General features: G+C 35.9%; 20 protein-coding genes and 1 pseudogene. All 21 read left to right on the top strand.

Annotation, left to right across the window (positions count from 1 at the left end; translation table 11 throughout):
• Positions 1 to 203 precede the first annotated feature (203 nt).
• Positions 204 to 749, top strand: a pseudogene (locus ACWNMZ_RS16650) (ribonuclease HII); the annotation flags it as partial.
• A 46-nt stretch (positions 750 to 795) separates the two neighbouring features.
• Positions 796 to 2,055, top strand: coding sequence for a hypothetical protein (locus ACWNMZ_RS16645; protein WP_251627936.1), 1,260 nt, complete (start codon positions 796 to 798; stop codon positions 2,053 to 2,055).
• Positions 2,052 to 2,357, top strand: coding sequence for an EscU/YscU/HrcU family type III secretion system export apparatus switch protein (locus ACWNMZ_RS16640; protein WP_251627938.1), 306 nt, complete (start codon positions 2,052 to 2,054; stop codon positions 2,355 to 2,357). Before ACWNMZ_RS16645 ends, ACWNMZ_RS16640 begins: the two co-directional genes overlap by 4 nt.
• Before the next feature lie 289 nt (positions 2,358 to 2,646).
• A complete protein-coding gene (gene sucC, locus ACWNMZ_RS16635; protein ID WP_235247687.1) occupies positions 2,647 to 3,819 on the top strand; it encodes an ADP-forming succinate--CoA ligase subunit beta in 1,173 nt (390 codons plus the stop codon).
• Positions 3,820 to 3,821: 2 nt separating this feature from the next.
• A complete protein-coding gene (gene sucD / locus ACWNMZ_RS16630; protein WP_031534462.1) occupies positions 3,822 to 4,739 on the top strand; it encodes a succinate--CoA ligase subunit alpha in 918 nt (305 codons plus the stop codon).
• A gap of 246 nt (positions 4,740 to 4,985) precedes the next feature.
• A complete protein-coding gene (gene dprA, locus ACWNMZ_RS16625; protein ID WP_031534463.1) occupies positions 4,986 to 5,852 on the top strand; it encodes a DNA-processing protein DprA in 867 nt (288 codons plus the stop codon).
• A 486-nt stretch (positions 5,853 to 6,338) separates the two neighbouring features.
• Positions 6,339 to 8,414, top strand: coding sequence for a type I DNA topoisomerase (gene topA / locus ACWNMZ_RS16620; protein WP_031534466.1), 2,076 nt, complete (start codon positions 6,339 to 6,341; stop codon positions 8,412 to 8,414).
• A 483-nt stretch (positions 8,415 to 8,897) separates the two neighbouring features.
• The gene (xerC, locus tag ACWNMZ_RS16615; RefSeq protein WP_031534468.1) at positions 8,898 to 9,800 is read left to right on the top strand and encodes a tyrosine recombinase XerC; all 903 of its coding nucleotides are present in this window, start codon (positions 8,898 to 8,900) and stop codon (positions 9,798 to 9,800) included.
• A 33-nt stretch (positions 9,801 to 9,833) separates the two neighbouring features.
• The gene (gene hslV, locus ACWNMZ_RS16610; protein WP_031534470.1) at positions 9,834 to 10,376 is read left to right on the top strand and encodes an ATP-dependent protease subunit HslV; all 543 of its coding nucleotides are present in this window, start codon (positions 9,834 to 9,836) and stop codon (positions 10,374 to 10,376) included.
• A gap of 15 nt (positions 10,377 to 10,391) precedes the next feature.
• Positions 10,392 to 11,801 carry an HslU--HslV peptidase ATPase subunit gene (gene hslU / locus ACWNMZ_RS16605; RefSeq protein ID WP_031534471.1) on the top strand — a complete coding sequence of 470 codons (1,410 nt, stop codon included), beginning with the start codon at positions 10,392 to 10,394 and terminating at the stop codon, positions 11,799 to 11,801.
• 95 nt (positions 11,802 to 11,896) lie between these two features.
• Positions 11,897 to 12,679, top strand: a complete 783-nt coding sequence (codY, locus tag ACWNMZ_RS16600) for a GTP-sensing pleiotropic transcriptional regulator CodY (RefSeq protein WP_031534473.1) — start codon at positions 11,897 to 11,899, stop codon at positions 12,677 to 12,679.
• Positions 12,680 to 13,154: 475 nt separating this feature from the next.
• Positions 13,155 to 13,535 (top strand): flagellar basal body rod protein FlgB, encoded by a 381-nt coding sequence (flgB, locus tag ACWNMZ_RS16595; RefSeq protein ID WP_031534474.1) that lies wholly within the window; start codon positions 13,155 to 13,157, stop codon positions 13,533 to 13,535.
• 2 nt (positions 13,536 to 13,537) lie between these two features.
• Positions 13,538 to 13,990, top strand: coding sequence for a flagellar basal body rod protein FlgC (gene flgC / locus ACWNMZ_RS16590; protein ID WP_031534477.1), 453 nt, complete (start codon positions 13,538 to 13,540; stop codon positions 13,988 to 13,990).
• Between the two features lie 20 nt (positions 13,991 to 14,010).
• On the top strand, positions 14,011 to 14,319 hold the full coding sequence (gene fliE / locus ACWNMZ_RS16585) for a flagellar hook-basal body complex protein FliE (protein ID WP_031534479.1): 309 nt from the start codon (positions 14,011 to 14,013) through the stop codon (positions 14,317 to 14,319).
• Positions 14,320 to 14,503: 184 nt separating this feature from the next.
• Positions 14,504 to 16,090, top strand: a complete 1,587-nt coding sequence (fliF, locus tag ACWNMZ_RS16580) for a flagellar basal-body MS-ring/collar protein FliF (protein ID WP_031534481.1) — start codon at positions 14,504 to 14,506, stop codon at positions 16,088 to 16,090.
• A 13-nt stretch (positions 16,091 to 16,103) separates the two neighbouring features.
• Entirely contained in the window at positions 16,104 to 17,120 is a 1,017-nt protein-coding gene (fliG, locus tag ACWNMZ_RS16575) for a flagellar motor switch protein FliG (protein WP_031534483.1), read from the top strand.
• Positions 17,113 to 17,877, top strand: a complete 765-nt coding sequence (gene fliH / locus ACWNMZ_RS16570) for a flagellar assembly protein FliH (RefSeq protein WP_031534484.1) — start codon at positions 17,113 to 17,115, stop codon at positions 17,875 to 17,877. The genes fliG and fliH overlap by 8 nt, the downstream gene beginning before the upstream one ends.
• Entirely contained in the window at positions 17,874 to 19,190 is a 1,317-nt protein-coding gene (gene fliI / locus ACWNMZ_RS16565; protein WP_031534485.1) for a flagellar protein export ATPase FliI, read from the top strand. Before fliH ends, fliI begins: the two co-directional genes overlap by 4 nt.
• A 3-nt stretch (positions 19,191 to 19,193) precedes the next feature.
• Positions 19,194 to 19,646: a flagellar export protein FliJ gene (fliJ, locus tag ACWNMZ_RS16560; RefSeq protein ID WP_031534486.1), complete on the top strand. Its 453-nt coding sequence runs from the start codon at positions 19,194 to 19,196 to the stop codon at positions 19,644 to 19,646.
• The gene (locus tag ACWNMZ_RS16555; RefSeq protein ID WP_031534488.1) at positions 19,647 to 20,243 is read left to right on the top strand and encodes a MotE family protein; all 597 of its coding nucleotides are present in this window, start codon (positions 19,647 to 19,649) and stop codon (positions 20,241 to 20,243) included.
• 34 nt (positions 20,244 to 20,277) lie between these two features.
• Positions 20,278 to 22,590, top strand: coding sequence for a flagellar hook-length control protein FliK (locus tag ACWNMZ_RS16550; protein WP_031534490.1), 2,313 nt, complete (start codon positions 20,278 to 20,280; stop codon positions 22,588 to 22,590).

The following is a 22,590-nucleotide window of genomic DNA, read 5'->3' as shown; positions in this document are numbered from 1 at the left end:
ATAAACATACTCTCCAATAAATAAAAAAAAAGTCATACATTTTTAGTATAAAAACCGTTTAATATAACCTGAGTTTACGTGGTTATACTTAGACAAATTAGAACTAACATACTCAGACAAAATCCTATTGATATTTAAGTCAAAATCCAATGGTGTCATACGTTTGGGTCTAGTCACTCGATGAATGTATGAATTTAAAAAGTAAAATAAGTCGTGGACCGCTTGCTGGACCTGTTGTCACAGCGGCCGTTATCCTTCCGGAAGGTTTTTACTTACCTGGTATCGACGATTCAAAGAAATTGTCAGAGAAAAAAAGAGAATTATTTTATGAGGTCATTAAAAATGAGGCAATTTCGATAGGGGTGGGAGTAATCTCACCTACAGAAATAGATCGAATTAATATTTATCAAGCAACAAAAAAGGGAATGTTAGAAGCGATTAATGAGCTTTCCCAAACGCCAGATTACTTACTTATTGATGCAATGAAATTAACCACTCCATACCCTAGCCAGTCCCTTATTAAAGGGGATAGTAAAAGTGTTTCAATTGCTGCGGCAAGCATTATTGCAAAAGTAACGAGAGATCGCATGATGAAAGAGTTACATGAAGATTATCCAGATTATCATTTTGCAAGCAATATGGGCTATGGCACAAAAGAACATCTCGAAGCTCTTAATGAATGTGGTATTACGATTCACCATCGCAAGAGTTTTTCCCCTGTAAAAGAGATGGTGGAGAATATAAAATAGCTAATGGAATGGTTGTATTTCTGTGAAGGAAGAGAGGAGGAATAAGATGAATATTAACCATATTGTCCAAAATTTATTTCAAGAAAATCTTTTAAGTAGTAAAGCCCTCGAATTAAGAGATGGGCAACTAGTATATGGAAAATTGTCTAAATTATTTCCTCAACAAATGGCAGAGGTACAAATAGGATCGCAAAAAATGCTTGCCAACCTAACCATTCCATTGACGGTTGATCAAAGTTATTGGTTTCAAGTTTCCATAACGGATGATAAGCCAGTTTTAAAAGTATTAACCCAAGCAAATGAAGCACCAGCAGAAAAAGGAAATATGACTGGATTGCTTCATCAGCTAAATCTTCCTAATTCAAAGGAAAATCGAATGTTACTTCAGTATATACTTTCTAATAACCTACCAATTACGAAAGAAGCGATTGGAAACGTAAGAGAATGGCTACCGAGTTCTTTTGGAAAACAAGAGCTTTCGATTATTGGCCAAATGCTTGAAAGAGAGCTGCCTCTAACAAAAGAAGTATTTTCTAGTCTTTCATCCTTACAATCAGATAAAGGATTTAGTGTCATGATAGAGGAGTTGCAACACCAGCTTTCAGCACATAAAGTGAAGGAACCAATCTTAACCAATTTGCTTTCCAGTTTAACAGAGGGAGAAAATTTTTCCAAAGATAGTATGGTAGATACGATAAAAACTATCATTCATAAAATGGGCTATTCGTATGAAGCTGGATTATTAAAACGAACTCCGATGGGAGACGAACAAGCCTTTCATCAGGAAATGCTAAAGCCCATGCTACTAGAGTTAATGGGAAAAGACGTTCCAATCGCTGTGAAAGAGACAACAGGGCAATTGATTGATAAAGTGACAGGCTATCAGCTTATGAGTCAGCAAACTGGTCCTATTATGCAGCTAGTTACAGAAATTCCCCTTCGTTTTTTCAACAAGCAGGTGGATGTAACGATGCAGTATAATGGCAGAAAAACGGCAGATGGCAAAGTGGATAGCAATTATTGTCGCATCCTTTTTTACTTAGAGCTTGCCCATATGAAGGATACGGTTATTGATTTAAATATCCAAAACCGAATCATGAATATGAGTATCCTTAATGATCAAGCAACTGAAATAATGCCAATAATAAAACATACAGAAGAGTCTTTAAAAGAAAGGCTTAGGGAGCTTGATTATAAACTGATGACAGTTCATGTGCGACCTTTGACAAAAGAAGACAAGCCTATGTGGAGCCCTCAGCAAGCAATGCGACTAAATGGTTACAAAGGAGTGGATCTTAAAATATGAATAAGCCTAAGTCTTTAAAACGAAAAGAAGCGATAGCGTTAACCTATGAGCAGCATAAATATTCAGCACCTGCAGTTATTGCAAAAGGGAAAGGCTTAGTGGCTGAACAAATACTTGAACGGGCGAAAAAAGAGAATATCCCGATTCAGGAAGATGCTTCGCTTGTAGAACTTTTAAGTAAATTAAATATAAATGAACAAATTCCAGAAGATTTATATATGGCAGTTGCTGAAGTGTTTGCATATATTTATTCATTAGAGAAGGAAACGGCGAAAAAAGACGCTCCAAAAGGCAAAAAATGAAGAAAAAATATTTTTAAATGTAAAATATTTAAAGATAAAAGCCTTTTTTATAGACAAAGAAAGGTTTTTTCATTTAAAATGAAAGCGTGACCATATTTTTGTTTTTTCTAAATAGACAAATAAATCGTAAATCGCTTTAAGAAAAGCCTATTACTACAGTGAAAACGATTATTATGTCAAAAGGAGAAAACAAAAAAGAATGAAATAAATTTCATTCATTCGTTATAAGATGTATACATGCAGTTGTCTCCAATTTTACAAAAAAGGGAAATCAAAGGGGTGTGGAAGCTTGAATATTCATGAATATCAGGGGAAAGAGATTTTAGAATTAAACGGCGTCTCAGTACCAAAAGGAAAAGTAGCTTTTACAGTAGAAGAGGCAGTGCGAGCTGCAGAAACATTAAACAGTGATGTATGGGTAGTGAAAGCGCAAATCCATGCAGGTGGTCGAGGGAAAGCTGGTGGAGTAAAGGTAGCGAAAAGTTTGGAAGAAGTACAGACATATGCATCAGATATTTTGGGCAGCACATTAGTTACCCATCAAACAGGACCAGAAGGGAAATTAGTAAAACGATTATTAATTGAAGAAGGCTGCAGGATCAAGAAGGAATATTACATAGGATTTGTCGTGGACCGTGCGACATCTCGAATCGTATTAATGGCATCTGAAGAGGGTGGTACAGAAATTGAGGAAATCGCAGAGAAGTACCCAGAGAAAATTGTCAAAGAAGTTATTGATCCAGTAACTGGTCTTACTCCGTTTCAAGCGCGTCGGGTTGCATTTGCAATTAATATCCCAAGCAAGCAAGTAAATAAAGCAGTTGCATTTATGACTGGTTTATATAAAGTATTTGTAGACAAAGACTGCTCGATTGCAGAAATTAATCCACTTGTGCTTACAGAGGATGGAAATATTATGGCATTGGATGCAAAGTTAAATTTTGATTCAAATGCCCTTTATAGACATAAAGATATTGTAGCGTATAGAGATTTAGATGAAGAAAACGAGAAAGAATTAGAAGCGTCTAAATATGATCTAAGCTATATTGCCTTAAATGGAAATATTGGCTGTATGGTAAATGGTGCTGGACTTGCTATGGCAACGATGGATATTGTTAAGCATTATGGCGGAGAACCGGCAAACTTTTTAGATGTTGGGGGCGGAGCAACAGCAGAAAAAGTAACAGAAGCGTTTAAAATCATTTTGTCTGATTCAAAAGTAAAGGGAATTTTTGTTAATATTTTTGGTGGCATTATGAAATGTGATGTTATCGCAACAGGAATTGTGGAAGCTGCAAAGCAGGTCAGCCTTCATGTGCCGCTTGTTGTTCGCCTAGAAGGAACAAACGTAGACTTAGGCAAAAAGATTCTTCGGGAATCAGGTGTGGATATTGTAGCAGCAGAATCGATGGCTGATGGTGCTGAGAAAATTGTAACCTTAGTAGAACAAGGAGGGAATTAAGCATGAGTGTTTTTATTAATAAAGATACAAAGGTCCTTGTCCAAGGAATAACTGGTGCAACAGCACTTTTCCATACAACACAAATGATTGAATATGGTACAAAGATCGTTGGGGGCGTAACTCCAGGAAAAGGCGGTACAACGGTAGAAGGAGTACCTGTTTTTAATACCGTGAAAGATGCTGTAGAAGTTACGGAAGCAAATGCATCGGTTATTTATGTACCAGCTCCATTTGCGGCAGATGCGATATTAGAAGCGGTTGATGCAGAACTTGATTTAGTAATTTGTATTACAGAGCATATTCCTGTTCTTGATATGGTGAAAGTAAAACGCTATATGGAAGGGAAAAAGACTAGATTAATAGGTCCGAACTGTCCTGGGGTAATTACACCTGAAGAATGTAAGATTGGGATTATGCCAGGATATATCCATAAGAAGGGCCATGTAGGGGTTGTTTCTCGTTCAGGTACCTTAACATATGAAGCTGTTCATCAGCTTTCCCAGGCTGGTATTGGCCAATCTACTGCAGTAGGAATTGGCGGAGATCCAGTAAATGGAACAGATTTTATTGATACACTAAAGGCATTTAATGAAGATGAAGATACGTATGCAGTAATTATGATTGGAGAAATCGGTGGTACTGCAGAAGAAGAAGCGGCAAGATGGGTAAAAGCAAATATGACGAAGCCGGTAGTAGGATTCATCGGCGGGCGCACTGCACCACCAGGTAAGCGAATGGGGCATGCTGGTGCAATCATCTCAGGTGGAAAAGGAACGGCGGACGAAAAAATTAGCGTTCTATCAGAATGTGGCATAAAAGTAGCGCCAACTCCATCTGATATGGGAGCTACATTGATAGAGGTATTAAAAGAGCAGTCTTTATACGAAAAATGTAAAACACATGAAGTAGTTACAAAATAAAAAAGAAATCTAGTCTTATTTTGCAAATAAGGCTAGGTTTTTTCGTGATATTTTTTTAAGATTAGTTAGGAAGATATGTAATCTGCGGATTTACAAATGCAAACAGTGAAAATGAATACTAGGCATAATTCAAAAAACTATTTATAATGAAGGAAGATAATTCCTTATTTATGAAGTGTTTTTCGTCTTCCTTTTGTATGTTAGCTAATTTTTTGTGAAAAAGTAGACAAGTGAAAGGAAGAAAAGATGGAAATTGTAAACAAAACATTAATTAAGCTACATCACTGTCGAGGAATTAGTTGGAAAATAATAGGGAGTCTTCTGAAAGAAGATCCTACTCTTCAGTTGCATAAAATCCCTTCCTTTTTATCCTCGTTACCTCCTAATGTTGAAAAGGAAATAGTGGAAACAATCCATTCGAATTATGTGGAAGAGCTAATGAACCAGTATCGTTACAATCATATCCACACTATTCCTTTTTTTGATCCATTATATCCACCCCTTCTAAAAGAAATCTACCAGCCGCCTTGGGTTCTTTATGCAAAAGGAGATCTTTCCTTGCTTCAATCGAAAAAAAAGCTAGCGATTGTTGGTTCCCGTTTAGCTACTACCTACAGTACGAAAGTGATGCAACAGCTTCTAAAAGAACTAGTAGAGGAGAAAATCACCATAGTAAGTGGTCTAGCCCACGGGGTAGATTCTATAGCCCATAAGCTTACTATTGATCATGGGGGTAAAACAATTGGCGTTATTGCGGGAGGCCTTTTTCATATTTATCCAAAAGAAAACCGCGAGCTAGCCGGAGAAATGATGAAAGATCATCTCGTGCTATCTGAATATCCCCCATTAACAAAACCACTTAAATGGCAATTTCCAATGAGAAATCGCATTATTAGCGGCTTAAGTAACGGAACCCTCGTGGTAGAAGCGAAGCAGAAAAGTGGCTCCTTAATCACCGCTAATTTTGCCGTCAATGAAGGGCGAGACGTATTTGCTATACCAGGAAATATCTTTAGTCCCTATTCAGTTGGCCCGAATGAATTGATCCAACAAGGCGCAAAGCCCGTACTCGTAGCGAATGATATAATAGAAGAATGGAAGCATTTAGAATAAGTAAAAGCCTCTAATTTATTTATATAAAAATAGTTTTTAATCTCTATTTATCAATTGAAAAATAATCATTATCACAATAGGCAAATGAAAATAGTTTTCAATGCGAAAGGAAAGTGTTACGCTATAAACATAAAATTATTTAAGGAATTATCTTTTTTTATTTAAATTTTAATTGTTTTATCGGTTAATACTTGTACATTCGAGCAGACTGTGTGAAGTGGACACAAGCTGCGGAATTAGAAAGCAACCCTATTAGAAGCAGAAATAATCTTTCCATAAATTAGGAATTATTCATGAAACTTTAAAAAAAACTATTGCTATTTTTAGAAATTTGTTATACATTTTGCAACGTATAGATATTTAACCCGAAAAATTTACATAAATAAAGAGAGTGAAAACGTTTACTAGTTATCGGAATGTTTGACAAATCAAAACATAGTATACAATAATAGTGAATATTTAAATCCCTCTTAAGGAGGACAGTGGATGTCAGATTTTTTAGTAATCGTTGAGTCACCAGCAAAAGCAAAGACAATAGAACGATATTTAGGAAAAAAATTTAAAGTGAAAGCATCAATGGGACATATTAGAGATTTACCTAAAAGTCAAATGGGTGTTGATATAGAAAAACAATTTGAGCCAAAGTACATAACAATCCGCGGAAAAGGTCCTATTTTAAAGGATCTAAAAACAGCAGCAAAAAAAGCGAAGAAAATTTATTTAGCAGCTGACCCGGATCGCGAAGGGGAAGCAATTGCATGGCATTTAGCTAATAGCTTAAATGTGGACATTGAATCAGATTGTCGTGTTGTTTTCAATGAAATCACAAAAGACGCTATTAAAGAGTCATTTAAGCACCCAAGAGCGATTAATATGGACTTAGTGGATTCACAGCAGGCAAGAAGGGTTTTAGACAGATTAGTTGGATATAATATTAGTCCGCTATTATGGAAAAAAGTAAAAAAAGGACTGAGTGCAGGAAGAGTACAATCAGTTGCTGTACGTCTCATCATTGAAAGAGAGCGAGAAATCAAAGCATTTGTACCAGAAGAATACTGGTCTATTGAAGGTAGCTTTATTAAAGGGAAAAATAACTTTGAAGCATCCTTTTATGGAATAAATGGAGAGAAAATCGAACTTCATTCAGAAGAAGATGTTAAGAAAATAACTAGTCAACTAAAAGATAATAAATTTACAGTAGATAAAGTCAGTAAAAAAGAACGAAAGAGAAATCCCGCTGTTCCATTTACTACATCATCTCTCCAACAGGAAGCTGCCCGTAAATTAAATTTCCGTGCGAAGAAAACAATGATGTTAGCACAGCAATTATATGAAGGAATAGATCTTGGTAAAGAAGGAACAGTTGGTTTAATTACGTATATGAGAACCGACTCAACTAGAATTTCCGAGGTTGCCCAAGGAGAAGCATTTGAATTTATAAACAGTAATTATGGGAAAGAATATACAAGAGACGAGAAGAAAAAAGAGAAAAAGAATGCAAAGGTACAAGATGCCCATGAAGCAGTTCGTCCAACTAGCATTGGTCGAGAGCCAAATAAGGTAAAGGAATTTTTATCCCGAGATCAATTTCGGTTATATAAGTTGATTTGGGAAAGATTTATTGCTAGCCAAATGGCATCAGCTATAATGGATACAATGAGTGTCGATCTATCAAACGGCGACGTAAAATTCCGTGCAAACGGCTCAAAAATTAAGTTCCCTGGCTTTATGAAAGTTTATGTGGAAGGCACAGATGATAACGTTGATGAAAAAGACCGCCAGCTTCCTGATTTAAAGGAAGGGGACACGGTATTAAATAAAGATATTGAAACAAAGCAGCATTTCACCCAGCCACCTCCACGTTATACAGAAGCGAGACTAGTAAGAACGCTAGAAGAATTAGGTATAGGAAGACCATCAACATTTGCTCCAACCCTTGATACTATTCAAAAGCGGGGTTATGTAGCACTTGATAATAAACGATTTATTCCAACTGAATTAGGAGAAATCGTCTTAGAATTAATCTTGGAATTTTTCCCAGAAATATTAAACATTGAATTTACTGCCAATATGGAACAAGATTTAGATAATATTGAGGCAGGTAAAGTCGATTGGGTAAAAGTAATTGATGAATTCTATCAAACGTTTGAGAAAAGATTAGAAGTAGCTGAACAAGAAATGCAGACGATAGAAATAAAAGATGAACCAGCAGGAGAGGATTGCGAAGAATGCGGACATCCGATGGTTTATAAAATGGGCCGATATGGAAAGTTCATGGCTTGCAGCAATTTCCCGGATTGCAGAAATACGAAAGCGATCGTGAAGGATATTGGAGTAAAATGTCCGAAGTGCCATGAAGGGAATATAATTGAAAGAAAAAGTAAGAAGCGCAGAATCTTTTATGGTTGCGATCGTTTTCCGGAATGTGATTTTATTTCATGGGATAAGCCACTTCAAAGACCTTGTCCGAAATGCGAAAACATGTTAGTAGAGAAGAAGTTGAAAAAAGGGGTTCAAGTACAGTGCGTAAACTGTGATTATAAAGAAGAGCCACAAAGCTAACGAGGTTTCGTATAAAGATAATCGATCTACTTCGAAAATAACATTAAAGTAATGGTTCCGAGGGTGAGTGATGTGCTCACTCTCTTGTCAATTACTAACATATTATCTTTTGTGTATTTTCCTAAATATAATATATATGGAAGAAAAAGTAGTGGAAATTCGATTATATAAAAAAATATTTATTCTCTTGAAGTAGAAACTTTTCATTCTTTCATTCGTATAGTAAAATGCTATGAGTAATGACTTCATAAAAGTTGCGATTGTCTTTCGTGTTTTCCATGATTATTTAAATGTCTTGCTTTTAAATAGAAGGATGGTTCCTATATTTTAAGATTAGCTTTACAAATCGAAGGGAAAAGGAAGAAATAAACATGAAATGAAAGGATTGTCACAAACAATTCGGAACTTTGTGAAAAATGTGTAAATTTATTGCTTGTAGATAAAAAGTATGATAATATGATGAAGCCATTGTGAGGTGAGGGTATGAAACAGGAATTAAACAATCATGTTCAGGCATTTATTACCTATTTACAGATTGAAAAAAATTACTCACCATATACAATAGAATTTTATATGCAAGATATTGACCAATTTTTTCGCTTTATGAAGGATCAAGTAATAGACAAGTTAGATGACGTAAATCCTTCTGATGTAAGAATATACTTAACAGAGCTTTTTTCACAGCAATTAGCAAGAAAGACGATTGCGCGGAAAATATCTAGTTTGAGAAGTTTTTATCGATTTTTGCTAAGGGAGAAGGAAGTAGGCAATAATCCGTTTTCTGCCGTATCGATTCCTAAGCTGGAAAAGAGATTACCTGATTTTTTCTATGAGGAAGAATTGCAGCAACTCTTTTTATCATGTGATACAAACACACCCCTTGGGCTAAGAAATAAAGCATTGCTTGAATTATTGTATGCGACAGGCATTCGTGTTGGAGAATGTACAAAAATTCAATTAAGCGATATTGATTTTAGTGTTTCTACCGTATTGGTTAGGGGAAAAGGACAAAAGGAGCGCTATGTTCCATTTGGTAGCTTTGCTCATCAAGCTCTTGAAGCGTACATAAAAACTGGTAGGAATAAACTGATGAAAGATAATTCATCTCATTCTTATTTGTTTGTTAATTATCGCGGAGGAATTTTAACAGATAACGGAGTTCGTGATATCTTAAATAAAATGATGGATACTTCATCCTCACAGGGAAAAATTCATCCCCATAAATTGAGACATTCATTTGCAACTCATTTGTTGGCAAATGGTGCAGATATGAGAACGGTTCAAGAATTATTAGGTCATGCATTTTTAACATCAACTCAAATATATACTCATGTAACAAATGAGTATTTAAAAAAGACATATATGTCTTATCATCCTAGGGCATAGTCATTTGGATAAGGAGGAAGTAACATGTCTGAAATGCCACAATTTCATGCAACAACTATTTTTGCGGTAAAACATAAAGGGAAGTCAGCAATGTCCGGTGATGGTCAGGTTACACTAGGGAATGCTGTTGTGATGAAACACACTGCCCGGAAGGTAAGAAAGCTTTTTAACGGGAAAGTAATTGCAGGATTTGCGGGATCAGTTGCGGATGCCTTTACCCTTTTCGAACTATTTGAAGGGAAATTAGATGAGTTTAATGGGAACTTACAGCGTGCATCGGTGGAGCTTGCGAAGCTATGGCGCAGTGATAAAGTTCTTAGAAAACTGGAAGCGATGCTGATCGTTATGAATGAAACAGACCTATTATTAGTATCTGGAACAGGCGAAGTAATTGAACCAGATGATGGTATACTTGCAATTGGTTCTGGCGGAAACTATGCACTTGCTGCAGGTAGAGCGCTCAAAACTTATTCTGGAGATAATCTTTCTGCATACGACATTGCGAAGGCTGCTCTAAAGATTGCTGGTGAAATTTGTGTGTATACAAATAATAATATCATCGTGGAAGAATTATAGGGGAGGATTTTTAATATGCAAAAAAGTGCTAGTTTAACACCTCGTCAAATAGTAGAGCGCCTTGATCAATATATTGTTGGACAAAAGGATGCCAAAAAAGCAGTTGCTGTTGCTTTAAGAAACCGTTTTCGCAGAAGCTTGCTGGATGAAAAGCTTAGAGATGAAATCAATCCAAAAAATATTTTAATGATGGGGCCAACTGGTGTCGGCAAAACAGAAATAGCAAGAAGGATTGCTAAGATTGTTAACGCGCCATTTGTTAAAGTAGAAGCAACTAAGTTTACGGAAGTAGGTTATGTCGGACGTGATGTAGAATCAATGGTTCGTGATCTTGTTGAAACATCTGTACGCTTAGTGAAAGAAGAAAAGATGTTTCAAGTTAGAGAGAGAGCAGAAGTTGCTGCAAATAATCGACTTGTTGAATTATTGGTTCCTTCTGCTGCAAAGAAAACCTCGAACTACAAGAATCCTTTGGAAATGCTTTTTGGCGGTGGAGCTACAGATACAGACGAAGAAGAGTCAACTGTGGAAGAAACTAGTAAGTCAGAAAAAAGAAAGATAGTAAAAGAAAAGCTTGCCTTAGGCGAACTAGAAGACGAAGTAGTAACGGTAGAAGTAGAAGAACAACAGCCTTCTATGTTTGATATGCTTCAAGGTTCTGGCATAGAGCAAATGGGAATGAATATGCAGGATGCCTTAAGTAGTTTTATGCCGAAGAAAAAGAAAAAGCGCAAATTAACGGTTAGAGAAGCAAGAAGCGTTTTAACAAACGAAGAAGCGCAAAAACTAATCGATATGGACGAGGTTACACAGGATGCTCTCGTTCGTGCAGAACAAATGGGTATAATCTTTATCGATGAAATCGATAAGATTGCTAGCAAGTCAAATGGCAGTTCTTCAGCGGATGTTTCAAGAGAAGGTGTGCAGCGAGACATTTTACCTGTAGTGGAAGGATCGACAGTCGTAACAAAATACGGTTCGGTTAAAACGGATCATGTCTTATTTATTGCTGCAGGTGCTTTCCATATGTCTAAGCCATCTGATTTAATCCCAGAATTACAAGGAAGATTTCCGATTCGTGTTGAGCTTACGAAACTAACAGTAGATGATTTCTATCGTATACTTGTGGAGCCAGACAATGCATTGATTAAGCAATATCAAGCATTATTGCAAACAGAAGGTATAGAAATTGAATTTTCTGACGAAGCTATTCGTAAGATAGCTGAAGTAGCTTATGAAGTAAATCAAAATACAGATAATATCGGTGCGCGTAGACTTCATACAATTCTAGAAAAACTATTAGAAGACTTGTCTTTCGAAGCACCAGAAATAACAATGGAAAAAATAACGATTACTCCGAAGTATGTGGAGGAGAAGTTAGGAGCCATCTCAAGAAATAAAGATTTAAGTCAATTTATACTATAATTTTGTAGAACTAAAATATACTCCTGAAAAGGTAACGGTATAAGTAGACATAGATTATTTCAAGTGTTGGTTTGAGTTAACAGGAGGAATATGAAATGGATTTATTAACGAAAACAAGAAAAATAAACGCAATGCTGCAAAGAGCTGCAGGTAAGCCAGTAAACTTTAAGGAAATGTCTGAAACGTTAAGTGACGTTATCGAAGCAAATATTTTCGTTGTGAGCAGAAGAGGGAAATTACTAGGGTTTGCAGTTAATCAGCAAATTGAAAATGATCGCATGAAAAAGATGCTTGAAGATCGCCAATTCCCAGAGGAATATACAAATAGCTTGTTTAACATTCAAACAACTTCAAGTAATTTAGAAATCGAAAGTGAGTATACTGCTTTCCCAGTTGAGAATAAAGAATTATTTGCGAAAGGTCTTACTACCATTGTACCTATTATCGGTGGTGGCGAAAGACTTGGAACATTAATTCTTGCAAGATTACAAGAACAATTCCATGATGATGATTTAATTCTTGCAGAATATGGTGCTACAGTAGTTGGAATGGAAATTCTTCGTGAAAAAGCAGAAGAAATCGAAGAAGAAGCAAGAAGCAAAGCTGTTGTTCAAATGGCGATCAGCTCTTTATCTTATAGTGAATTAGAAGCAATCGAGCATATTTTTGAAGAGTTAAATGGTAACGAAGGTTTATTAGTAGCTTCTAAAATTGCAGACCGTGTTGGTATTACAAGATCTGTGATTGTAAATGCATTGCGTAAATTAGAAAGTGCTGGCGTTATTGAGTCGCGTTCTTTAGGAATGAAAGGTACTTATATTAAAGTGCTAAATGACAAGTTCTTATTAGAGCTTGAGAAATTAAAAACAAATAAATAAAAAGTATCTATTGAATATTCATTAATAAAACAGATGACGATAAAAAACCTTTTCAAATCATTGGAAAGGTTTTTTTGCGTTATATGAGCAGGAAGAAAGATTAACATGTTGGTTCGATTATACTATTAGCTATCGTTCGACAAAAACTGCGGATTTTCCAATTATTTTTCATTTACATTACAGAGTAGCAACATGTATATTTGTCTACGTAGCCAATTAATCATATCGATTAGTAACTAATAACCATGAAAATAGTAACGGTAAAGGTTCGAAAAACACCAACTCATACCCGTTTTTAGGAATAATTATGTCAATTATGAACTAAAATAGGTAAAAAGCATCATTAAAATTATCCTCTTTTCCATAGACATATTATTGCAAATTCATTAAAATTAAATCTATCATGTAAAAAAAACGTCACAAAAAAACAAAATTCAACAATTTTCTCAAAATTCGTTTCTCGAGGTGTAAAAAATTGAATCTTTTTTCTAATACAATAACAACCTTAGAAAATGCAATAAATTATTCTAATCAAAAACAAAAGGTTATAGCACAAAATATAGCAAATGTAGATACACCAAACTATAAAGCGAAGACAGTGACTTTTAAAGATTCGTTATCTAGTGCTATGAATGCAAATGTCACAAATAGTAAGCATATGTCTTTTTCCGCTAACAATGCTTCAACAACAGTCGTTTCCAAAAGTGGAGTTACTTATAATAACAGCGGTAATAGTGTAGATATGGATAAAGAAATGACAGACCTTGCGACAAACCAAATATATTACAATGCGTTAATTGATCGAATTAGTGGGAAATTTAGTTCGCTTGAAAATGTAATTAGAGGAGGGAAGTAAACATGACTATTTTTAATAGTATAAACACTACTGCCTCTGCTTTAACTGCTCAACGGTTAAGAATGGATGTTATATCTTCCAATATGGCAAATGTAGATACAACAAGAGGTAAATTAGTAGATGGAGAGTGGGAGCCATACAAACGAAAACAAGTTGTTTTTCAAGAGCAAGAAGGTTCGTTTGCTTCCCATTTGAATGCTGCAAGAGGAACAAGCTCAGATACAGGTTCAGGAGTTAAGGTATCTAAAATTGTAGAGGACGAAACACCATTTGAGATGGTTTATGATCCGGAAAATCCAGATGCAGATGAAAATGGGTATGTAAGTATGCCGAATGTAGATCCTTTGCGGGAAATGGTTGATTTAATGAGTGCCTCTAGGTCATATGAAGCCAATGTCACTGTTTTAAATGCTTCTAAGAGTATGTTAATGAAAACATTAGAAATTGGTAAATAAAAACGAATAGGAGTAATGAAATGGAACCTTTAAATTTTTCTGCAGTATCTTCTGCATTTCCATTAACAAATACAGCAACTACTAATAAAACATCTGTTGCAAATACACAAAAAAACTTTGCGTCCTTTTTAAAAGAATCCATTAACAGTGTGAACCAGGCACAAAATGAATCAGATGCGCTAACAAATAAGCTAGCAAGAGGAGAAAACGTCGATTTATCTCAAGTAATGATCGCATCTCAAAAGGCTAGCATCACGATGCAAGCTACAATGGAAATACGTAATAAAGCAGTAGAAGCTTATCAGGAAATAATGCGAATGTCAGTGTAATAGTAAGAATGTTTTCAATAAACGAAGTTGGAGGATAAGAGGTAACTCCCTTCCTCTCCGTAAAAAGCAAGTGTCCATGCGATTAATGGGCTTCGTTGAAAAAGAAACACTCATGAGAAAACTGATGACATAAAAAGATGGGCGGTTATTACCTAAACAAAATTACGGTAGCCGGGGGAAGAGAATGAAAGAGAATCTAAATAAAATATTTAATCCTTTAAAAGAGTATTGGCAAAGTCGTTCGAAAAAGCAAAAGACTGTGATAACAAGTAGTGGACTTTTGCTTCTTCTAGTTGTTATATTTTCAGTTTATTTTTTTACGAGAGTAACACTAGTGCCACTTTACAGTAATTTAACACCTTCAGAAACAGGAGCAATCAAAGAGAGTCTTGATAGTAGAGGTATAACTTCTGAAATTTCTAATGGGGGTACGGTTATTAGTGTTCCAGAAGAAGTAGTAGATACATTGAAAGTTGAACTTGCAGCAGAAGGAATACCGCAGTCAGGTAGCATAGACTACTCCTTTTTTAGCGAAAACGCAAGCTTTGGAATGACAGATAATGAATTTAATGTATTAAAATTAGATGCCCTCCAGACAGAAATCGCAAACCTAATAAAAGGTGTGGATGGGATTAATGACGCGAATGTTGTTATCACTTTACCAGAAGAAAGTGTATTCGTTTCTGATCAAGGAGGAGAAGCTACAGCCTCTATCGTGTTAAATACAAAACCAGGCTATAACTTCTCAGAAAATCAAATAAAAGGGTTATATACACTCGTGTCCAAAAGTGTACCAAACCTTCCTACAGATAATATCGTCATTACTAACCAAACCTTTGAGTATTTTGACTTAAATTCTTCGAATAATTCTGCCACAGATACTTTTACCGCGCAAAATAATGTGAAAAAACAAATTGAACGTGATATTCAAAGACAAGTACAAACCATGCTAGGGACGTTAATGGGGCAAGATAAGGTCGTTGTATCTGTTACTGCTGATATTGACTTTACCCAAGAAAACAGAGAAGAAAACCTAGTAACGCCTGTTGATGAAGAAAATATGGCAGGGATTGAAATAAGCGCTCAAAATATTACGGAAACATATACAGGTGAAAATGCTGCTAATGGCGGAGTTGTCCAGGCAGAAGACGAGACAGATACAACAACTTATAATTCAGAAACAGGATCCGGTAATGGGGACTATGAAAAAGTTGAACAAACCGTAAATAGTGAAGTAAATCGTATAAAAAAACAAATTGTTGAAAGTCCATATAAAATTCGTGATTTAGGTATACAAGTCATGGTAGAACCACCTGATGCTAATGATACTACTTCCTTACCACAGGAAAGCATTGATGATATTTCCAATATTTTAGGGACGATTGTTCGTACATCTATTGATAAAACGTCAACTGGTGGAGAACTTACAGATGAAGATATCCAAAGCAAGATTGCTGTGTCCGTTCAGCCGTTCAATGGAAAAATACAAGCAACAGAAGTAGTACAAACATCGATTCCTTGGTGGATTTATGCTGTTGGAGGAGCATTGCTTGCGATTATTATTCTATTAATCTTCTTATTTATGAATGCAAGAAAGAAAAAGAAACAAGAAGATGTGGAAGAAATTATTCAACCAGTTACTCCTGTTAAGGATATCAATGAAGAACAAGAAAATGAGGGGTCAATCAGAAGAAAGCAGCTTGAAAAAATGGCAAAAGAAAAACCAGAGGAATTTGCAAAATTACTACGTACATGGATAACAGAAGATTAAGGAGTGTTGTTAAATGGCAAGAAAAGAATCAAATGAATTATCCGGCAAGCAAAAGGCAGCCATTCTCCTTATATCATTAGGTCCTGATGTTGCAGCTTCGGTTTATAAACATTTAAGTGAGGATGAAATTGAACGATTATCACTTGAGATATCAGGAGTTAGAAAAGTGGAGAATACTTCTAAAGAAACGGTGTTAGAAGAATTTCATAATATTGCACTTGCTCAAGATTATATTTCTCAAGGCGGTATTGGATATGCAAAAACGGTGTTGGAGAAGGCTCTTGGAGAAGAACAAGCGTCTATCATCTTAAACAGATTAACTTCTTCTCTCCAAGTAAGACCTTTTGATTTTGCGAGAAAAGCCGATCCGAGCCAAATATTAAATTTTATTCAAAATGAACATCCACAGACAATTGCTCTTATCTTATCGTATTTGGATCCAACGCAAGCAGGGCAAATTCTATCTGAACTGCCACAGGAAGTACAAGCAGATATTGCCAGAAGAATTGCGGTAATGGATAGTACTTCACCAGAAATAATTAATGAAGTGGAACAAGTTTTAGAAAGAAAGCTATCTAGCACTGTTACACAAGACTATACACAAACGGGTGGCATTGAAGCTGTCGTTGAAGTGCTAAATGGAGTAGACAGAGCAACAGAACGGACGATTTTAGACGCGCTTGAAATTCAAGATCCAGAATTAGCAGAAGAAATTAAGAAGAGAATGTTTGTCTTTGAGGATATTGTTACATTGGATAACAGAGCAATCCAAAGAATTATTCGTGATTGTGAAAATGAAGATCTTATGCTTGCTCTTAAAGTTTCTGGAGATGAAGTGAAAGAGATTGTCTATAGCAATATGTCGACAAGAATGGCTGAATCCTTTAAAGAAGAAATGGAATTTATGGGGCCAGTTCGCTTAAAGGATGTAGAAGAAGCACAATCAAGAATTGTTGCAGTTATTAGACGACTTGAGGATGCTGGAGAAATTGTAGTTGCCCGCGGCGGAGGAGATGATATCATTGTCTAGGTTAATTAAGTCAAGATATTCCAATCCTGATGCTAAGAAAGAGAAACTAATTTCAATTAAGTATATAGATACCTTCGATTCTGACTTTGAACAATCAAGGGAAGTAACACAAACGGAATATAACAACATAATAGCTACTGCACAGAAAGAAGCAGAAGAAATAAAGAGACTCGCCTTAGCTGAAGCTGAACAAATAAGTCTTCAGCTTTCAGAAGAAAGGCAAAATTGGGAATTAGAAAAAGCACAATTAATAGAAAACGCGAAGCAAGACGGCTATCAGGCAGGATTTGAGACAGGTAAAAACGCTGGATACAAGGAAGCATATAGTTATATCCAACAAGCGAAGGATACTGTAATAGCATCCAAGACAGATTATGAAAAGTATCTACAATCTGCTGAAAGCACTATTTTAGAGCTAGCTATTGAAGTGGCAGGGAAAATAATGAACAACAAGATAAAGGAAGACGAGCAACATTTCATTCCTCTTGTCCAGCATGCCTTAAAAGAAGTAAGAAAACAAAGAGAAATACAATTACATGTTAACCCTATCCATTACGAAATGGTAGTAGCAGAAAAAGAGGAGCTGCTCCAATTATTTCCGATAAAGCCTAGTCTATTTATTTTTCCGGATGAATCAATGGAGGAAAATGGCTGTATCATTGAAACAGCAACTGGTCGTTTGGATGCTAGTGTAGATACACAATTACTCATGATTAAAGAAACACTACTTGAAATATTGGAGAGTGAGGAAGGATGAAAGCACAGGCTTTATTAAGCACCATTTCGTCCATTGACTCTTATAAGCAATATGGTCGTGTGAAAAAAGTAGTCGGATTAATGATAGAGTCACAAGGTCCAGAAAGCTCGATTGGGGATGTTTGCAATATTCATATTGGCACAAAGCATAAACGGATCATTAAAGCAGAAGTGGTCGGATTTAATGATGAAAATATTATTTTGATGCCATACACAACAGTTAATGATATTTCACCAGGGTGCCTAGTTGAAGCTTCTTCTGAGCCATTAGAAATAAAGGTTGGACCAGGATTAATCGGAATGGCTGTTGATGCATTAGGAGTGCCTTTAGATGGTTCGTTGCTGCCAAAAGGGTTAAAGTCTGTTCCAATTGATCAGGAGCCCCCTAACCCAATGACAAGACCACCTATATCTCAATCGATGGAAGTGGGTGTTCGATTAATTGATGGGCTACTAACGGTCGGAACTGGCCAAAGACTTGGGATTTTTGCAGGTAGTGGTGTCGGAAAAAGTACGTTATTGGGAATGATTGCACGAAATACAAAAGCAGATTTGAATGTTATTGCTTTAATTGGAGAACGTGGAAGAGAAGTACGTGAATTTATTGAACGTGATTTAGGACCAGAAGGTTTAAAAAGGTCGATTGTTGTCGTTGCGACATCTGATCAGCCAGCACTAATGAGAATAAAGGGTGCTTATACAGCTACAGCCATTGCAGAGTATTTTCGAGATAAGGGGTTAAACGTCATGCTGATGATGGATTCTGTTACACGGGTAGCAATGGCACAACGGGAAGTCGGTCTAGCTATTGGAGAACCACCAACTACGAAAGGGTATACCCCTTCTGTATTTGCGATACTGCCTAAGCTTTTAGAACGAACAGGGACAAATGAATATGGTAGTATAACAGCCTTTTATACCGTATTAGTTGATGGGGATGATATGAATGAACCAATCGCAGATACGGTGCGTGGAATCTTGGATGGGCATTATGTCTTAGATCGGGCGCTTGCGAATAAAGGACAATATCCAGCCGTCAATGTCCTGAAGAGTGTTAGTCGGGTAATGAATCATATAGTGCCCAAAGAACATGTGAAAGCTGCAGAGCGATTGCGGGAGCTTCTTAGTACCTATATGAATTCCGAAGATTTAATCAATATAGGTGCTTATAAGAAAGGTTCTTCTAAAGAAATCGATACGGCAATTCGATTGTATCCAAGTATTCTATCTTATATAAAGCAGGCTACAGATGAGAAGGTTTCAATTGAGGAAAGCCTCCATTCCTTATTAACTTTAATTGGAACTGAGGGATAAAAGATGAGTTATCAATTTAAATTTGAAAAAATCTTAACTATTCGAGAAAGAGAAAAAGAAGAAGCTAGCTCGGCTTATAATCAATCAGTAACTAGATTTGAAGAGGCTGCTGAAAAACTGTATGAGCTATTAAAAAGAAAAGAAGAGCTAGAAGCATATCAAGCTGACAAAATGGCGACAGGTTTATCTGTTCAAGAAATTAGACATCACCAGCAATTTGTGGGCAATTTAACAAAAACTATCGAACATGCACAAAAAATGGTGCAAAATGCACGAAATTCGATGGTTTATTTTCAAGAAAAAATGCTAGAAAAAAATATCGAAGTCAAAAAATTTGTGAAGATAAAAGAAAAAGATCATTCCAATTATTTAGCGTTAGAAAAAGCAGAAGAGGCAAAACAAATGGACGATATTTCGCTTCAACAATATATGCAACATGAAAAGGTGGGTGGTTAAATGGAAAACTCATGGGAAGAAAAAAAGAAGCCATTTAATTTTTTCCAGCGTTTTCTTATGGTTGCTATCATTCCAAGCCTGTTTGCAGTCATTGTCCTTGTGTTATTGCTCATGTATTCGGGAGCAGATATTGCAGAAAAGGGAAAAGAGTTACTAAATACGATTCCTTTTCTAAATGAAGAAAAAAAGTCGACGGATAAATTGCTAGAAAATAATAAAAATACGATTGTCTCCTTACAAACAAAGCTGGAAGAACGGGAAGAGCAAATAAAATCGTTAGAGTCCCAGTTAGAAAACAGTGAAAATAGAATTCAATCTGTCAATTCGGAAAAAGAAAAATTACAGAGTGAGCTAACTTCTCTTCAGTCTGCTCAAGAAGAAACAAAAAAGGCAGTTGCTGAAATTGTGAAGACATATGATACAATGTCGCCTAAAAATGCTGCGGCCATCTTGTCAGAAATGAGTGAAAGCGAAGCATTGAAAATTTTGGCAGAGCTTAAACCAGCAAAACTTGCGTCGATATTAGAGAAAATGGAACCATCCATTGCTTCAAAATATACGGAGCTTTTAGCCGCTAATACAACGGTAAATCCTTAAGTAAAAGGTTTTCGACTTGAAAGGGGGTGAAAAATTGCAGCTAGGAATGATTAATTCATTGAGAAAAATGGAATTAGCAAGTGGTAGTCAAGGAATACCAAGCGAAAAAATAGATGGACAGTTTATGTTAATGTTAAATGCCCTAAAAACAAGACCTCCACAAAATGAGTCCAGTCAAAAGGACGGACAAGCAAAAGAGGGCATAAATCAGCTATTAGACATACTATCTAGTTCAGCGGATGTAAGCCTTATGTCAAATAGGGAAGATAAATTGGAGGCAGAAGCAGTAAGCTTTTCGACAGAAGATGATCAGCTTTCATTAAATCTGAAACATTTAGTTACCACTTATCATTCTTTTTCGGATAGGGAAGAAACGCTTGATTTAGATGTATCGAATCTGGATTCCATTTTAACAAATACATTTGCTAATCTAGAAAGCAAAATCACTCAGGTTTTAAAGAACGAAACGAATACGAAGATTGCCCCAGATATGTTTAATCAAACAGAATTACCGGTTTTACTTTCGGATTTAAAACAGCTTGAGCATACAGCGAATAATCTGCCTGATATTTCGGTTAATGAAAAAATTTCGGAAACGGTACAAGATTTACAGGGGTTAATCGTTTCTATAACCAAATTCATCGAATCAAATGAATCAACGAAAAAAAATGTGGAAAAGGATACTAATCTTAAAGCAGGATATTCATTTACCAATGAAAATAATTTTATCGTTGGATATAATAAGCTGTCTTCCACAAAAATCACCGTGCAAAAAGCAGATAAAGAGCAAGCAATAGAAGTGAAACAAGAAGATACGGATGCTATTTTGAGTGAAGCTGATCCAAGTAGTTTTATGTTTTCAAATCCTGAGAAGCTTGAAGTGGAGATAGAAGCTCCAACATCAGAAATATTACAATCATCTGTGAAGAAACTTGAACATAAGTCTGAGACAAATGTTTCTGAGAATTCAATTGGGAAAAATGAAGATATTAGGAATTTTAGCCCTACTGAACAGCCAAGTGGTCGTATGAATAAACAAATGGTTGATCAAGCGAATATTAACCCTCGAGTGAAGAATACAGATACAAATCATGCGCATGAAGGAAATCATCTAGTTCAAATGAATGGAAAACAAGATTATGCAGAAGGATATCAAGAGGGATTAATCCTACCAACTGATCAAAATAATCAAAATAGCGTATCCAAAGTAAATAATGCAGTAGAATCTCTAGTTAAGGAAACAACGATAGCAGCTGAGAGCACTGGTGAAATGATTTCGAAAGCTCCAACTCCTAATACAGTGATAGATAGGACGAAAGATAATCCTTTGTGGATCGCAATTAATCCAAATAATGGATTAGAAAATCAAAAAGAAAACAGCCAATCTATAAAAAATAGTTTGCTTGATTCCAATTCAGAAGAAACAGCAACATCCTTTAACGAAGCAGAATTAATGGCTAGTAAGGAAAATGGGGAAAACGTAAAAAGATTTTCGACTATGGATTCAAAGCTGTTAGCAATACAAAATCGTGTATTGTTAGAAACTAGAAATGCGGTTGGAAAAGAAGCAAATACAACGAAGCAAAAGATCGATACTTTGCAATCAACCCAATCGAATCTTTTTCAAGGAGATAATCGCCTTACAGAAGCAACAACGGAGCTTAAATCGATTATTTCTTCTATTCTATCCAAGCTAGATAAACAACCAGAAGGAAAGAGTGCAACAGTTGTTCAAAAAGTCATGAATCCGATAATGGTAAGCTCCTTACGAAAAACAGGAGACATAATCTTACCATATGTAGGAATGAAGGAAGCAGTTGAAGTAAGTCAGGAAGATGCAAACACGAATGTGCTTCCATCTATGCAAAATTCCTATATAAAACAACATCCGTTTGTATTGTTAACAGACACAGGGAAAATGGCACAGCCAAAAGATGTCGAGGAACAGTTTACTAAACTATTAGCAAATAGTACGTTTACAAAAGTCGGCGATATGCAAAAGCTCTCCATTCGTCTTGCGCCAGATCATTTAGGATCAATTCGAATCGAAATTACGCAAAATGAGGGCAATATGATAGCTAGAATTATTACCACAAATGCTGAGGCAAAAGAAGCTTTAGATAAACAGCTTACTAGCTTAAAGCATGGATTTACTGCACAAAATTTGCAAGTGGATAAACTGGACATCGTTGTCTCTACTCCACCACAGGAGAAACTGCAAAAAGAGCAACAGCAGCAACAAGAACAGCAACAATCTCAATCACAAAGAGAGAAGAAAGATGCTGATGAAGAGGAGAAAAATCGAAAATCTTCTTTTTTTGATGAACTATTAAATATGGAAATATAG

Source organism: Niallia sp. Marseille-Q9988, assembly GCF_976954375.1.
The sequence above is the reverse complement of the archived record's forward strand: the minus strand, read 5'-3'. Positions and strand labels throughout refer to the sequence as shown.